This window comes from Marinobacter alexandrii, assembly GCA_039984955.1.
In the GTDB taxonomy this organism is placed as follows: Bacteria; Bacteroidota; Bacteroidia; order Cytophagales; family Cyclobacteriaceae; genus Ekhidna.
Genome location: JBDWTN010000007.1, coordinates 2877613 through 2893328, shown reverse-complemented (window position 1 = coordinate 2893328; position 15716 = coordinate 2877613). Strand labels below are relative to the sequence as shown.

Below are 15716 nucleotides of genomic sequence, written 5' to 3'. Positions count from 1 at the left end.
ATAAAAATGTGATTGACGAATATGGACAAACTTTTTGTATTTGATACTACACTTAGGGATGGCGAACAGGTGCCAGGATGTCAATTGAAAAGTGAAGAAAAACTTGAAATTGCTTTTGCCTTAGAAAGTCTAGGGGTAGATATTATTGAAGCAGGATTTCCAGTTTCAAGCCCGGAAGATTTTAAATCTGTATCCTTGATTTCAAATCAAATTAAGGATACAACAATTTGTGGTTTGTCTAGAGCCGTTGATGAAGATATTGATGTAGCAGCTGAGGCCTTGAAAAATGCAGCGAATGCGAGAATCCATACAGGTATCGGTACTTCAGATTCTCATATTAAATTCAAGCTCAAAGCAACAAAAGAAGAAATAATAGCTCGCGCTGTTCACGCTGTAAAGTATGCTAGAAATAAAGTGGCAGAAGTTGAATTCTATGCAGAAGATGCTGGAAGAACAGATAATGAATATCTAGCGAGGGTAGTTGAAGCGGCGATAGATGCAGGAGCAACCATCATCAACATTCCAGATACTACGGGATACTGCCTTCCGGAACAATTCGGAGAAAAAATAAGCTACTTAATTAATCATGTCCCTAACATTGATAAGGCTATATTATCTACTCATTGTCACAATGACCTAGGCTTGGCCACTGCTAATTCCGTTGCTGGAATCCAAGCAGGTGCTCGCCAAGTAGAATGCACAATCAATGGGATAGGAGAAAGAGCAGGCAACACCTCATTGGAAGAGGTGGTAATGATCATTAATCAACATAAGCACATCACCGTAGCTCATGAGATTGACACAAAAAAGATCATTCCTATTAGTGAAACTGTATCAGAAATGATGAATATGCCTGTACAACCGAACAAGGCAATTGTAGGTGCGAATGCCTTTGCTCATTCATCCGGAATTCATCAGGATGGGGTGATAAAAAACAGAGAAACTTACGAAATCATTGATCCAGAGGAAGTTGGTGCAACAGGATCTGAAATTATCTTAACTGCAAGAAGTGGCAAGGCCGCTCTAAACTTCCACGCAAAAAAACTTGGATATACCCTTGATAAAGACGCATTAAAAATTGCTTACAAAAATTTCCTGGAGGTTGCCGATACAGTAAGATGTATTGAACAGTCGCACTTACATGATATTTTCAAGAGCATTAAAGTATACGCCTAATGGGAAAGACATTATTTGATAAGATATGGGATAGTCATGTAGTTAAAAATGTATCCGAAGGATTGGATGTACTCTTTATCGATCAGCATTTCCTACATGAGGTTACAAGCCCACAAGCATTTGATGGATTAAGAGATAGGGGCATAGGTGTACTGATGCCTCATAGATGTTTGGCAACTGCAGATCATAATGTGCCTACAGTTAATCAATCTCAGCCTATCAAAGATCCTCTTTCTGCAACACAGGTAGCTTCTTTGAAAAAAAATTGTGACGAATTTGGAATAGAACTCTTTGAGATAGGTCATGAAAACCAAGGAATCGTTCACATTATTGGGCCAGACTTAGGAATTACTCAACCAGGCATGACCATCGTTTGTGGAGACAGTCATACTTCCACTCATGGAGCGTTTGGAACCATTGCTTTTGGCATAGGCACTTCACAGGTAGAACAAGTTTTAGCCACTCAAAGTCTTGTACTGAGTAAGCCAAAAAACATGAAAATCGAAGTAAATGGATCATTACCTTTTGGAACTACCCCGAAGGATGTCATCCTTTACATCATCTCAAAGTTGGGCACAGAAGGCGCAACAGGTCATTTTGTGGAATACTGTGGAAGTGTGTTCGAAGATATGTCAATGGAAGAGCGCATGACCGTCTGCAACATGAGCATTGAAATGGGTGCACGAGGTGGGCTCATAGGAGTTGATCAAACCACTGTTGATTATGTAACCAAAAGAGCAGAAATAGACCATGAAAAACTCTCCTGGTGGAAATCATTAAACACAGATTACAATGCATTCTACGATAAGAAAATTGCTTTTCGTGCAGAAGATATCCACCCAATGGTGACTACCGGAACTGCCCCAGATACAGGTGTTAGGTTAAATCAAAAAATTGGAGATGCTCCTCATCTATCAACAAAATCCTTGCAATACATGAAATTCAATGCTGAAGAAAATGTATCAGATCAGGTAGTTGACTATGTATTTATCGGCAGTTGCACAAATGGAAGAATAGAAGACTTAAGGCTGGTTGCAAACCTGATCAGGGGCAGAAAAAAAGCAGATGGAGTTAATGCCTGGGTGGTACCTGGCTCTATGAAGGTAAGAGCACAAGCCATTGAAGAAAACTTAGATAAGATATTCAAAGAAAGCGGATTCGAATTTCGTGAACCAGGCTGTTCAGCTTGCCTGGCTATGAACGATGATAAAATTCCTTCAGGTTCACTCTGTGTTTCTACTTCCAATAGAAATTTTGAGGGCAGGCAGGGAGATGGAGCACGAACAGTACTTGCCAGTCCACTTACGGCAGCTGCCTCAGCATTAACAGGAAAGATCACAGACCCAACCCTATTTCTAGATGAAAATTAACTCCACAGCCCTCCCTCTGGCAATCGACAATATTGATACTGATCAGATCATCCCTGCGAAATTTTTAAAGCAAGTGGATAAAATCGGGTACGGGAAAAATCTTTTCTATAGCTGGAGATATCTACAAGATGGGAATGTCAATCCAGAATTTATTCTCAACCAACCAGAAAGATCTTCAGCTAAAATTATGATTGCAGGAAATAATTTTGGTTGTGGTTCCAGTCGTGAACACGCCGCATGGGCGGTAGCAGACTATGGAATTGAAGCAATTATATCAACACAGTTTGCAGACATCTTTAAAGGAAACGCTTACAATAATGGAATTCTTCCAATTGAGCTGGATAAACAGTTTGTTGATATACTCCTACAGAAAACAATGGACAATGCTGAAACTGAAGTAAACATTGATTTAGAAAACCAAATGATTTCATGTGACGCAATAAACTTAAATCAACCCTTTGATATTCATCCATTTAAAAAGCAATGCTTAATGCAAGGAATAGACGAGACTGAATTTTTAATAAATCTAAAGTCTGAAATCTTGGCTTACGAAACTCAAAGAGGGGAACCTGTTTAAATTATTATGAAAAAGAAAATAACAATATTACCCGGAGATGGCATAGGTCCTGAAGTAGTGAATCAGGGATTAAAAGTGATTAAAGCAATAAATCACTTGTTCGATCATCACTTCGAGCTAAAAGAAGCTGATTTTGGAGCGATAAGCATCGATAAATACGGCACTCCACTCACAGATGAAACTCTGGACGCATGTCTCACAAGTGATGCTGTATATCTAGGTGCCATTGGGGATCCAAAATATGACAATGACCCTAATCTTCCAGTACGTCCGGAACAAGGATTGCTCAAGCTGAGAAAGTCATTAGAGTTGTTTTCAAACATTCGACCGATTAGTACATATGACCTTCTTTTCAACGTTTCTCCTCTAAAAAACACCTTACTCGACGGAGTAGATTTTGTTATCTATCGGGAGCTAACAGGAGGAATATATTTTGGGGAGAAAAAGTTATCCGAGGATAAAACTCACGCCTCAGATCTTTGTGAATACTCAGACAAAGAAATAAGCAGGATTGCCTATCAAGCTTTTGAAGCAGCTTCTGCCAGAAGAAAAAAACTTACGCTGGTAGATAAAGCCAATGTACTTGAAACATCCAGGCTTTGGAGACGGGTGGTGCAAGAAATAAGTCAGGAATATCCTGAAGTTACTGTTGATTATCTCTTTGTGGACAATGCAGCTATGCAAATTGTGCTTAACCCAAGTCAATTTGATGTAATCCTTACTGAGAATATGTTTGGCGACATCATTTCAGACTTAGCTAGTGTAATTACCGGATCATTGGGAATGTTACCTTCCGCTTCAGTCGGGAAGAAAGTAGCGTTGTTTGAGCCTATTCATGGCTCGTACCCACAAGCCCAAGGATTAGATATTGCCAACCCTATGGCTGCCATTCTTTCAGTTGCAATGATGTACGAGCATTTCGGACTCTTTTCAGAAGCTGAAATGATTAAAAATGGTATCAAGTGGGCCTTGGACAATGACATTATCACTCAAGATCTAAGTGCTGGTAAAGAATCCAGTTCATGCTCAAAAATCGGAGATGTCGTTGCTTGGTTCATAGAAGAAGAAGGGGATATGAAGATCAAAGATGATTCAGCCAAAATCTCACTTAATTGTATAATCTAAATCAAAACAAGTAAAGCTTTTATGGTGAATACTAGTACCCGCATTATCATTTTTAATGTCATTGTCATTCAGATATAAGCTGAGAAGAGTATTGATATATCCAAAAAAAATCAAAACCCTTCTCAAAAAAAGAAGGGTTTTTTAATGCCATTACTTTCATGAAAGAACTAAACAAATACAGCAAAATAGTTACACAAAATCCCTCACAACCTGCGGCGCAAGCTATGCTTCATGCAATAGGTTTGAGCAAAGAAGATCTCAAAAAACCTTTGATTGGTATCGGGAGCACAGGGTTTGAGGGAAACCCATGCAATATGCATCTGAATGACCTTGCCATTCATGTCAAAAAGGGGGTCAATTCGTGTGGTGGAAATGGACTAATCTTTAATACGATTGGAGTAAGTGATGGTATTTCTATGGGAACACCAGGCATGCGTTACTCACTTCCTTCCCGTGATCTAATTGCCGATTCTATGGAGACTGTAGTAAGGGGCATGAGTTATGATGGTTTAATCACCGTGGTAGGATGTGACAAAAATATGCCTGGTGCACTAATGGCTATGCTGCGATTAGATCGCCCTTCAATTCTGGTATACGGGGGCACCATTGCTTCTGGATGCCTCAATGATAAAAAGTTAGATGTTGTTTCTGCCTTTGAGGCGTGGGGTGAAAAAGTCTCAGGTCAGATAGAGGAAAATGAATATCAACAGGTAATAGAAAATGCCTGCCCTGGCGCAGGTGCATGTGGAGGAATGTATACGGCCAACACCATGGCTTCTGCCATAGAAGCCTTAGGTATGTCTTTGCCCTACAACTCGTCTAATCCAGCGGTAGGTGAAGAAAAGGTTCATGAAAGTAAGAAAGCAGGTGAATACCTCATGACCTTATTAGAAAAGGATCTTAAGCCTTCTGATATTGTTACGAAAACCGCCATTGAAAATGCAGTAACACTTTTAACTGTATTAGGAGGATCTACTAATGCAGTCCTGCACTTTCTCGCTATCGCTGATGCGGCAAGTGTTGACTTCAAATTATCTGATTTCCAGCATATCAGTGACAAAACTCCTTTTCTGGCCGATCTAAAACCCAGCGGTAAACACTTGATGGAAGACATTCATCTCATGGGTGGTATGCCTGTTATTCTAAAATACTTGATTAAGCTGGGTATGATTGACGGTGAGTGCATGACGGTTACAGGAAAAACACTCAAAGAAAATGTATCAACCGTTCCAGATCTTTCTTTTGAACAGAAAGTCATCTATCCTGTAGATCACCCTATTAAACCATCAGGTCATATTCAAATACTTCACGGAAACCTTGCAGAAGAAGGAGCAGTAGCTAAAATCACCGGAAAAGAAGGTTTGAAGTTCACTGGTAAAGCCAAAGTATATGATGGAGAGTATGCTGCAAATGACGGAATCCAGAATGGGGAGATAGAAAAAGGAGATGTAATCGTCATTCGTTACGAAGGCCCAAAAGGTGGCCCAGGGATGCCCGAAATGCTCAAACCAACTGCTGCAATTATGGGAGTAGGACTTGGAAAAGAAGTAGCATTAATCACCGATGGAAGATTCTCAGGAGGCACTCATGGGTTTGTAGTAGGTCATATCTCGCCTGAAGCTCAAGAAGGAGGAGCTATTGCTCTGGTGAAAACTGGAGATACAATTACAATAGATGCGGAGAAGAATAGCATAAAACTGGAGATAAGCGATCAGGAGTTAGAACAGCGAAAAGCCAATTGGTCCGCCCCTTCACTAAAAATTCAACGAGGCACACTTTACAAATATGCCAAAATGGTTTCATCTGCATCTCAGGGGTGCTTAACTGATAATTGATATGGAAGCACTAGTAGAAAGTCTAGAAAAAAAATTAAAAACCGAACGATTAACCGGTTCTGAAGCTATTTTGAAATGCCTGATTGAAGAAGAAGTTGAAACCATTTTCGGTTATCCAGGAGGGGCCATTATGCCTGTTTATGACGCTTTGTATGATTATGAAGATCAATTAAAGCATATTCTGACACGACACGAGCAAGGAGCTATACATGCAGCCCAAGGGTTTGCCAGATCTTCTGGAAAAGTAGGCGTTTGCTTTGCTACTTCCGGACCAGGTGCAACCAATCTAATCACAGGCATTACTGATGCCCAAATTGATTCTACTCCCCTTGTTTGTATAACAGGTCAAGTCGCCAGCCATCTATTGGGCAGTGATGCATTTCAAGAGACTGACATCATTGGTATTTCTATGCCAGTAACTAAATGGAACTTCCAGATAACTCGGCCAGAAGAAATCCCAATGGCACTCGCAAAAGCTTTTTACATTGCACAATCTGGGCGCCCCGGCCCTGTCCTTATTGACATCACGAAAGATGCTCAACAACAGTCTTTTGATTTTACTTATGAGGCTTGCGAAAGAATCAGAAGTTATCAGCCTTATCCAGAACTAAAAGAGCAGCCGCTAAAAACAGCCACTGAGTTAATCAATCAGGCAAAAAAACCATATCTGATTTTCGGACAAGGTGTAACTCTGTCTGGCGCTGAAAAAGAACTTAAGGAATTCGTGGAAAAAACAGGAATTCCTGCAGCTTCTACCCTATTGGGATTATCAGCTTTTTCAACCAACCATCCACTCTATGTAGGTTATGCGGGCATGCATGGTAATTATGGGCCAAATGTGAAAACCAATGAATGCGATGTATTCATAGCTATTGGCATGCGATTCGACGACCGTGTAACAGGTGACATCAATACCTATGCAAAGCAAGCAAAAGTGATCCACATCGAATTGGATCCAGCCGAAATTGACAAGAATATTCAAACGGATGTCGCAATAAACGGAGATGCTAAGCAAGCACTCAAAGCATTGCTACCATTAGTTAAATCAAATGATCACGAGGAATGGGTAAAAGAATTTCACGAATGCGATAAAATTGAAATGGATAAAGCTATCCAGAAATCAATTCAACCAACCAGTGAATTGATGACCATGGCAGAAGTCATCCACAAATTATCCATAAAAACACAAGGAAAATCGGTCGTTATAACAGACGTAGGGCAACATCAAATGATGGCGGCTAGATACTATCAGTTCGACCAACCTAAAAGTCATATCACTTCAGGTGGTCTAGGAACCATGGGATTCTGTCTTCCAGCTGCGATCGGTGCTAAGATCGGCAAACCGAATCGGGAAGTGATCGCCATCATTGGAGATGGCGGCTTTCAAATGACCATACAAGAGCTGGGGGTAATCATGCAGTACCAAGTAGGAGTTAAAATTTTGATTTTGAATAATAGTTTTCTGGGTATGGTGAGGCAGTGGCAACAGTTATTCTTCGATAGAAGGTATTCATTCACAGAAATGGATAATCCTGATTTCATCAAAATAGCAGAAGGATACCGCATTGCTGCGCAACGAATTGAGAAAAGAGAAGAATTAAACTATGCATTTGATCAATGGCTGAATACCAAAGAGTCCAGTCTCCTCGAAATTGTGGTAGAGAAGGAAGAAAATGTATTCCCTATGGTGCCTTCAGGAAGTTGTGTTTCTAAAATAAGATTAGAGTGATGGAGCAGAAAGAATACACCATATCGGTTTTGACAGAGGACAAACCTGGACTTCTGAATAAACTCACGATCATTTTGAGTCGAAGAAAGATCAATATAAATAGTCTGAATGTCTCTACTACAGAAGTGGAAGGAGTCAGCAGGTATACCATAGTGGCTACTGCCACTAAACCGGCATTAGAGAAAGTAGTAAAACAGATAAGGAAACTAGTTGATGTTCTGGGGTCTTTCCTATACGAAGAAGATCAGATTTACTATCAGGAAATTGCTTTATACAAACTCTCGCTTGAAGTCTTTCAAAAAAACAGGCTTCTGGAGACACTCATCAGGCAGCATGGAGCCAAAATCATTGCAATTGAAGAAAATCAGATTGTCATTGAGAAAACAGGCACCAAGCAAGAAACGCATGAGTTGTATGAAACGCTACAGCCTTTCGACATTCTTGAATTTGCCCGCTCTGGCAGAGTGGCAATTTCAAAATCAAAAAGACGAACGGAGGCTTTCATAAGGGAATTAGAAACCTCACAATCTAACACATTAAGTATCAAAGAATTTTAAACAATAACAGAAACAGAAATGGCACAAATTAATTTTGGTGGAACCTTAGAAGAGGTGGTCACCCGGGAAGAATTTCCATTAGAAAAAGCAAGAGAAGTACTGAAAAACGAAACCATCGCCATCATTGGTTATGGTGTACAAGGACCTGGTCAGGCGCTCAACCTAAGAGACAATGGGTTCAATGTAATCATAGGTCAGCGTAAAGGCGGAAAATCATGGGAAAAGGCTAAAGCAGATGGCTTTCAGGAGGGAATTGATCTTTTTGAAATAGAGCAAGCTTGTGATAAAGGAACCATCATTCAATACCTCCTATCAGATGCAGGGCAAATCGCCCAATGGAATACAGTAAAAAACCATCTATCCGCTGGAAAAGCCTTGTATTTCTCTCATGGATTTGGCATCACTCATCACGATCAGACCGGCATAGTGCCTCCTGATGATGTCGATGTTATTCTGGTTGCGCCAAAGGGATCTGGAACTTCATTGAGAAGATTATTTGTCGCTGGAAAAGGTCTCAACTCATCATTTGCTGTACATCAAGATGCTACGGGAAATGCAAGAGAACGAGTCATTTCATTGGGTATTGGAGTCGGTTCTGGTTATCTATTCGAAACCAATTTTGAGAAGGAAGTTCATAGCGATCTAACTGGAGAACGAGGAAGCTTGATGGGTGCAATTCAGGGATTGTTTGCTGCTCAGTATGATTTGCTTCGAAAGAAGGGGCATTCACCTTCCGAAGCATTTAACGAGACGGTGGAAGAAGCTACTCAATCTCTTTACCCGCTCATTGCGGAAAATGGTATGGATTGGATGTATGCTAATTGCTCCACAACCGCACAACGCGGTGCACTTGACTGGTGGAAAAAATTTAGAGATGCAGTAGTTCCAGTTTTTGAAGAATTGTACGATAGTGTGGAGTCAGGCAATGAAGCCAAAATAACTATTAAGGCCAACGAAAAAGATGACTACAGAGTAAGGCTTGAGGAAGAGCTAAAAGAATTGAGCGATTCAGAAATGTGGAAAGCTGGTGCCGCAGTAAGAAAACTTAGACCTGAAAATGCATAAGGGATCGTCCGTAAATCTTCATTGAATGGAAGTAAAAGAACACGTTATTAGTTTAGATAGTGTAAAAGCCGCAGCATCTACTTTAAAAGGAGTTGCGGCTTACACTCCTCTATTGCCAAGCCTAAACTACTCCTCTTTCTTTCAGGCAAACATTCTGATGAAAAGAGAGGATTTACAGCCAGTGAGATCTTATAAGATCAGAGGTGCTTTTAACAAAATGCAATCTCTATCCCCACAAGAGTTGGCCAATGGAGTAGTCTGCGCAAGCGCAGGCAATCATGCGCAGGGAGTAGCACTTTCCTGTCAAAAACTCCAGACAAAAGGAGTCATATTCATGCCATCGACCACTCCAATGCAAAAGGTGGAGCAGGTGCGAATGTTTGGGAAAGAATATGTGGAAATCCAATTAGAGGGAGACACATTTGATCAAGCGAAGGAAATTGCCCTGCTATTTTCTAAATCAAGAAATGCATCATTCATTCATCCTTTTGACGACCTAAAAGTCATCGAAGGCCAAGCCACAATAGGGTTGGAATTGCTGGAACAAGTATCTCAACCCATTGACTATCTATTGCTTCCTATTGGTGGTGGTGGACTGGCAGCTGGTGTAGGCTCAGTCATTAAAACACTCTCCCCATCAACGAAGATTATTGGGGTAGAGCCATTGGGAGCGCCATCTATGCAGCATGCCTTAGACTATGGTGAAAATACTCCTCTGGATCACATAGATAAGTTTGTAGATGGAGCAGCTGTACAGCAGGTCGGCGATCTCACTTTTGCGATTTGCAAAGAGATTATAGATGAAGTGATAACTGTGCCTGAAGGGGAAATTTGCAAAACTATGCTAGAGTTATACAATCGAGATGCCATAGTCGTGGAGCCGGCGGGAGCCCTTACTATCTCTGCTCTGAGTCAGCTTTCCAATAAGATTAAGGGAACAAATGTGGTATGTCTTGTTAGCGGTAGCAACAACGACATTACACGAATGGAAGAAATCAAAGAAAGAGCACTTCTATTCGAAGGACTTAAGCATTACTTCGTAGTGCGGTTCCCCCAGCGTGCAGGAGCTTTAAAAGAGTTTGTCGCTGAAATTCTGGGACCTAAAGATGACATTACTCATTTTGAGTATACCAAAAAGAATTCGCGTGAAAAAGGAGCTGCGGTAGTAGGAATTGAGCTAAAGGATAAAAGAGACCTCTTGTCACTTATCGATAGAATGAAGCGGAAACGTTTCTTCGGAGAATATCTTAATGATCAACCAGATCTTCTGAATTTGATTGTTTAAATCAATTCTCTCCTATTCCAGCTTCATGATTTCTCAATTTCACACTTGTATCTATGACAAATGTAGAATCCTGAAGCTCCACCCCCTTCTCTATCAAATCAGACAAATCTGGTTGTCCTGCCTTTACCCAGCAGCTAAACCAAACATCTCCTACCATCTTGATGGAGGCTCGCATTTGTCGTTCGACCATACCATTTAGCTTTCTGTGATAATCTTCGGAGAAATCATAGCTATAGGTACGGATAGTTGATTGTCCGCGCTCTTCATATCCATATTTTTTCGATTCCGGATACCTTTTTGTCAATTGTTTTTCAAACAATAGAACCGAATCCAGAGCTTCATGTGCATTTACTACGGCATCCCAAGCACGTAGCTGAATATTTTCAATGTACTTTGCTTTTCCAGAAAGTAGGTCGTAGTTCTCTACAAACAATTCGGGCAACCTTGATTCCCAAAAACCATGAATGCCATACTGACCACTCAATTGTCCATTGTAATTTTCCGTAGTATGAAGAGGCACATTTGCATCTGCGATATAATGCCCCATGTCAGATGAGAGTCTTAAAATTTGTTCAGCATTTTTATCCTGAAAGGCCTTTATCAGCCAAAATGACATTCGGTTGATATGATAAGGGACAATGCCATATGCCTGCAGTGTATCTTCTGTGTACTTTTCAACAGCATCATTCCAATACCTGGGCATTTTATAAACAGCAGAATCTCCATATACATCCACATCAATATAGTGTCTAGCTGCTTCTTCTTTTATTACGTTACGCCGCATGTCAGGATTGACAGCTTTCTCAGTCACGAATTGAATGTTCTCCTTATAAAAGCCAATCATTTCTGGAGGAAGAGTAAATACCGCCAATCGATTTATTTTTTGATGCGCAAAAAATCCCCAGCTCTTTTCTCCCCAAGAAAAGATGGGTATCAACACAGTAAAAAATACGAGGAAAGCTCTCATACACTGAAGTTAGAAAATTTTATGAATACATTGGTTTCAATATCCTTAAAGAACAAAGAATGAAAAACTCTTTTTGTGGTGTCATGATACTAATAAGCACGTTTAGCTGTAATCAAGTTTCCACTTTTGAAACAGTAGAATGCATTGAAAACGGAAATAGCTATATGGTTTTCAAGCCCTGTAGGCAATACATTTTCAATGCTAAACTATGGGATGCAGAGCATAACCAAGTATCAGAAAGCAAAATTTGGATGATGGCAAATGGAAATCCATGGGAGTATCAGCCGGAGAGTCAACAGGAAATCACCATTCAGTATGAATTCGATGAAGAAGATGTCGATCGGATAAATAATCTTTCAATCAACAAGAAGCTTTTAGATTGGACATGGGTCAAAAAGACAACCACTGGTATAATAGAAAACGAGAATATCATTTGGATGCATCCATTTAGACAAAATCAATATTCATTTACTGAGGTAGCTCCCTTCCCGGAAGTTAGACTTCCACTCGAGCACGGCAAGACATGGAGTGGGTCCTTAAATATTTATGAAGGATGGGGCGATTGGGCTAATTCTACATTGACTAACTATTATGAAGTCATTGGGTATGAAAACCTTGAATTGCCGTATAGGAAACTAGAAGCTTGGCATATTAGCTCTTATACTGAAGCGTCATTTGGTAGTTCTTCACATAACTTCTGGTTTCATCCTGAGTTTGGATTTGTGAAAATGATTATCCACAACTATGGTAATCAAACGCTCGAAATAGAGTTGATTGAAATTATTGAAAACTAAAACATATACTCTACAGAATGGCTAAAAGTGCCCCAAGCAAAGGATAATAAATCGCACAATGTCGAATTTGATAACCGCAAGTCAATATCAATGAATTAAAATATCAATCGTTTTTATAGCTTTATAAGCTTCAACCAGCATATGATTTTAGTAACACATGTTCGATAAAAAATTATCACTCAGCAATTCAACTATTGGAAAAAAAATAAGGGTTAGTTTCATTTTGATTATTACGATCAATGTTATTTATGGGATCTATACTTTTTTCACTCTCTCCAAGAGCATAGATGTATTGGACAAAGTCAACAATGAGATCAATCGATCTGTCGATACCATAAATGAATTCAGAAATATTGTTGAGAATTCAAGATCATACGCCACCAACTGGGTTTACGTTTCAAAATATGAAAAGGACAAAGAAAAGCTGAGAGAAATACACAATAATGCTTATCCTATTCTAAAGAAAAAGCTTCTCACTCAAATCGACAGTACATCCAAAGCAAGCTCGATTGATCAAATACTCGCAAGTACGGTAGCATCATATGACAGTATTTTAGTGAGTCAAAAAACCATTGTAGAGATTCTTCACTCTGAGGAAGAATATGCAGATATCATCAATGTGCTTATCAGTGAAGAATTGCTAGAAAGAAATATTATCCCAAAATCTGGAATCCTGGTAGAGAGAGTAAATGAAATTTTAACACAAAAAAAGCAGGAGCTATCCAGCATCACCAGTGATATGGAAAGCTCCTTTAACTCGCTTAATTTCATGATACTTATTCTAAGTATTATAGGAACTGTTATTGCGATACTTATTGCAAACTGGTTATCTAAAAATATTACGAATCCATTGAAAACCCTTCAGGAAAAAGTCTCATTGATGAGTGAAGGGATTATCACCGATTCCATCTCCATTAAAAGTGAGGATGAAATTGGAAAAATGAGTCGGGGGATAAATTCTTTGATAGAAAGCTTTGAACGCTTATCAACATTCTCAAGTGAAATAGAAAAAGGGAATCTAGAAGCTGAATTCAGCGCGAGAAGTTCCCAAGATGTTTTAGGGAATTCGTTGATTTCGATGAGAAATAACCTTAAAAAAGTGATCGATGATACCAATGAAGTGGTACGAATGGCTGGTGAGGAAGGGGTTCTGAGTGCCAAAATTGACACCTCTGACAAGCAAGGAGCATGGCGAGACTTAAGTGTTGCAATTAATAACCTATTGGCATCAATTTCAAGTCCAATGCTCCTGCTAAACGACATCACTCTGGCCATGTCAAAAGGTGACTTAACAAAAAAATATGACCGCCTTGAAAAAGGTGAAATTTTCAATCTGACTGACTCACTAAATAAGGCGATTATTGAACTTAACAACTTATTAAATAAAATATCTAAAAACTCAGATATTGTAGATCAATCATCAGGAGAGATGCTAAGTGTAAGTGAGGAGATGAATACAAATACAAAAGAGATTGCTTCTGCTATAGGAGAAATCAGCTCTGGAGCCCAGAATCAAGTCACTCAAGTAGATGAGGTGTCTTCTTTGATTGAGGGAATACTGAAGTCATCCAACGACATGGAAGAAAGAGCAACTGCCATCAATGTAGCCGCAAAAGTTGGATTTGAAAGCGGGGAAAAAGGCCGAGAAATGATAGAAAATATTTCCAATAGCATTAATCAAATAGCCATTTATGGAGAAAAAACAAATGCCTCTATTGATGTTTTAACTGGTAGGTCGAAAGAGATCACTCGCGTTCTTGATGTCATATCAGAGATAGCAAGCCAGACGAACCTCTTGGCATTGAATGCTGCCATTGAAGCTGCGCAAGCTGGTGATGCCGGGAGAGGATTTGCAGTAGTGGCTGAAGAAATACGGAAGCTTGCCGAAGATTCAAAAAAATCAGCTTCTCAAATTGAGCAACTTATCAGAGATGTTCAAAAAGATACAGGAGAGGCTTCAAGTATAATAGACGTAATGAACAAGACAGTGATCACCGGGAAGAAAGCCTCCGATGAGGCTTCAAAAGTATTTGGCGATATTGAAAAATCAAATACACATACATTTGACCACTCTAAAGATATCCTCACCGCGACTACTGCACAGAAGGAGAATGTGTCAAAAGTTGTTTCAATTTCAGAAGCTGTGGTCGTCATCGCAGAGGAAACTGCGGCTGGCACAGAACAAACAGCTTCAGGAGTTGCGGAGCTTTCTTCAGGAATGAAAAGTTTTTATGAGAAAGCAAAACAAATGGAAGATGTGGCTTCCCTGCTCAAAGAAGAAATAAAAAAATTGACTTTGATTAAAGAATAGAGACTAATCCTTTGCGGCAAGCGCATCTGTAAGTCTTAAGATCTTTTCTCCCAGATTGTTTCGCAAGGATTCTCGGTATTGATCACTTAAAGTGTAACCTCCATTAGATCTAAAGAAGGACTGCATAACAACATTCCAATCACTGTTTTTAGGCATCAGGATTCCAAATTTCTCTCCAGCATCATCACCTTCTCCATGTCGCTTTATGTTCACACCATCCAATACACTTTCAAGGTAATTGGGGAAATCAATGTAGGTGAAGTTGCGCGGAGATGATAGAACCTTTGTGATTTTATCTGCTGAATTGTCGACGTAAGAAATATCAAAACCTCCATATAATTTCTGAAGCTTTTGTATCCTTTTATCATGAGAAGATCCCCTTTGAACAATAGCTGTCATCCCTGAAAACTCAGAGTGAATTTTTTCTATTGAAGAAAGGTTTGTCACATCCTTATTGGTTACGAGTATAGCAACATTGGAAAGGTATGGTGGGCTAAAATTGTATTGTAATTTTCTGTCTTCTGTTATAGATACATCTCCAAGTCCAAAAACGCCTCCAGAACTTGATCTTACTGACTCCATGAAAGCTCCCCAATTGGTTGGATCTTCGATAGACTTATATTGAACATTTAATTGAATTCCATACCTAGATTCAACAAAATCTTCAAAATGATCCATTATCTCAAAACAAATCCCAGATGGCTGGCCATTAATCATTTCTGAATACTTCGGAACTTCAGCATAAGTCACCACTATGCTGGCTTGTCCCGTTTCCCTAGCTGTAGCCCAGGTATCTCCAGTAAAGCTTTGCGAATATGATTGAATACTTAAAAGGCACAATAAAACTACTATCAAATGAATTTTCATAGGTTGGTTGAATTTAGCTACCCAAATGAAAAGAAGATTTTTGAAAAAGTGCTGTCTT

General features: G+C 39.6%; 13 protein-coding genes. 11 read left to right on the top strand and 2 right to left on the bottom strand.

The window, feature by feature from the left end:
• Positions 1-21 precede the first annotated feature (21 nt).
• The 9 genes from ABJQ32_19130 (at position 22) to ilvA (ending at position 10719) form a co-directional block, all read left to right on the top strand.
• On the top strand, positions 22-1176 hold the full coding sequence (locus tag ABJQ32_19130) for a 2-isopropylmalate synthase (GenBank protein ID MEP5291779.1): 1155 nt from the start codon (positions 22-24) through the stop codon (positions 1174-1176).
• Positions 1176-2546, top strand: a complete 1371-nt coding sequence (leuC, locus tag ABJQ32_19125) for a 3-isopropylmalate dehydratase large subunit (protein MEP5291778.1) — start codon at positions 1176-1178, stop codon at positions 2544-2546. Before ABJQ32_19130 ends, leuC begins: the two co-directional genes overlap by 1 nt.
• A complete protein-coding gene (leuD, locus tag ABJQ32_19120; GenBank protein ID MEP5291777.1) occupies positions 2536-3123 on the top strand; it encodes a 3-isopropylmalate dehydratase small subunit in 588 nt (195 codons plus the stop codon). Before leuC ends, leuD begins: the two co-directional genes overlap by 11 nt.
• A 6-nt stretch (positions 3124-3129) precedes the next feature.
• On the top strand, positions 3130-4248 hold the full coding sequence (gene leuB, locus ABJQ32_19115) for a 3-isopropylmalate dehydrogenase (GenBank protein ID MEP5291776.1): 1119 nt from the start codon (positions 3130-3132) through the stop codon (positions 4246-4248).
• A gap of 158 nt (positions 4249-4406) precedes the next feature.
• Entirely contained in the window at positions 4407-6083 is a 1677-nt protein-coding gene (gene ilvD / locus ABJQ32_19110) for a dihydroxy-acid dehydratase (protein ID MEP5291775.1), read from the top strand.
• Between the two features lies 1 nt (position 6084).
• Positions 6085-7812: a biosynthetic-type acetolactate synthase large subunit gene (gene ilvB, locus ABJQ32_19105; protein MEP5291774.1), complete on the top strand. Its 1728-nt coding sequence runs from the start codon at positions 6085-6087 to the stop codon at positions 7810-7812.
• Positions 7812-8369 (top strand): acetolactate synthase small subunit, encoded by a 558-nt coding sequence (ilvN, locus tag ABJQ32_19100; protein ID MEP5291773.1) that lies wholly within the window; start codon positions 7812-7814, stop codon positions 8367-8369. Before ilvB ends, ilvN begins: the two co-directional genes overlap by 1 nt.
• A gap of 18 nt (positions 8370-8387) precedes the next feature.
• On the top strand, positions 8388-9434 hold the full coding sequence (ilvC, locus tag ABJQ32_19095) for a ketol-acid reductoisomerase (GenBank protein ID MEP5291772.1): 1047 nt from the start codon (positions 8388-8390) through the stop codon (positions 9432-9434).
• 25 nt (positions 9435-9459) lie between these two features.
• On the top strand, positions 9460-10719 hold the full coding sequence (gene ilvA / locus ABJQ32_19090) for a threonine ammonia-lyase IlvA (GenBank protein MEP5291771.1): 1260 nt from the start codon (positions 9460-9462) through the stop codon (positions 10717-10719).
• Between the two features lies 1 nt (position 10720).
• Here the strand turns inward: ilvA and ABJQ32_19085 are convergent, their stop codons facing one another.
• Entirely contained in the window at positions 10721-11686 is a 966-nt protein-coding gene (locus ABJQ32_19085; GenBank protein ID MEP5291770.1) for a zinc dependent phospholipase C family protein, read from the bottom strand.
• A 59-nt stretch (positions 11687-11745) separates the two neighbouring features.
• On the opposite strand from ABJQ32_19085, the gene ABJQ32_19080 reads away from it, so the two are divergent.
• Together ABJQ32_19080 and ABJQ32_19075 are read left to right on the top strand one after the other, a co-directional pair.
• Entirely contained in the window at positions 11746-12480 is a 735-nt protein-coding gene (locus ABJQ32_19080; protein MEP5291769.1) for a hypothetical protein, read from the top strand.
• 157 nt (positions 12481-12637) lie between these two features.
• The gene (locus ABJQ32_19075; protein ID MEP5291768.1) at positions 12638-14791 is read left to right on the top strand and encodes a methyl-accepting chemotaxis protein; all 2154 of its coding nucleotides are present in this window, start codon (positions 12638-12640) and stop codon (positions 14789-14791) included.
• A gap of 3 nt (positions 14792-14794) precedes the next feature.
• Here the strand turns inward: ABJQ32_19075 and ABJQ32_19070 are convergent, their stop codons facing one another.
• On the bottom strand, positions 14795-15658 hold the full coding sequence (locus tag ABJQ32_19070) for a transporter substrate-binding domain-containing protein (GenBank protein ID MEP5291767.1): 864 nt from the start codon (positions 15656-15658) through the stop codon (positions 14795-14797).
• Positions 15659-15716 lie beyond the last annotated feature (58 nt).

Bases quoted from the DNA above. Each gene is read 5' to 3' on its own strand.
- leuC (MEP5291778.1), top strand. From the start codon at position 1,176: ATGGGAAAGACATTATTTGATAAGATATGGGATAGTCATGTAGTTAAA.
- ilvC (MEP5291772.1), top strand. From the start codon at position 8,388: ATGGCACAAATTAATTTTGGTGGAACCTTAGAAGAGGTGGTCACCCGG.
- ABJQ32_19085 (MEP5291770.1), bottom strand. From the start codon at position 11,686: ATGAGAGCTTTCCTCGTATTTTTTACTGTGTTGATACCCATCTTTTCT.
- ABJQ32_19080 (MEP5291769.1), top strand. From the start codon at position 11,746: ATGAAAAACTCTTTTTGTGGTGTCATGATACTAATAAGCACGTTTAGC.
- ilvN (MEP5291773.1), top strand. From the start codon at position 7,812: ATGGAGCAGAAAGAATACACCATATCGGTTTTGACAGAGGACAAACCT.
- leuB (MEP5291776.1), top strand. From the start codon at position 3,130: ATGAAAAAGAAAATAACAATATTACCCGGAGATGGCATAGGTCCTGAA.
- ilvD (MEP5291775.1), top strand. From the start codon at position 4,407: ATGAAAGAACTAAACAAATACAGCAAAATAGTTACACAAAATCCCTCA.
- ilvA (MEP5291771.1), top strand. From the start codon at position 9,460: ATGGAAGTAAAAGAACACGTTATTAGTTTAGATAGTGTAAAAGCCGCA.
- ilvB (MEP5291774.1), top strand. From the start codon at position 6,085: ATGGAAGCACTAGTAGAAAGTCTAGAAAAAAAATTAAAAACCGAACGA.
- ABJQ32_19075 (MEP5291768.1), top strand. From the start codon at position 12,638: ATGTTCGATAAAAAATTATCACTCAGCAATTCAACTATTGGAAAAAAA.
- ABJQ32_19070 (MEP5291767.1), bottom strand. From the start codon at position 15,658: ATGAAAATTCATTTGATAGTAGTTTTATTGTGCCTTTTAAGTATTCAA.
- leuD (MEP5291777.1), top strand. From the start codon at position 2,536: ATGAAAATTAACTCCACAGCCCTCCCTCTGGCAATCGACAATATTGAT.
- ABJQ32_19130 (MEP5291779.1), top strand. From the start codon at position 22: ATGGACAAACTTTTTGTATTTGATACTACACTTAGGGATGGCGAACAG.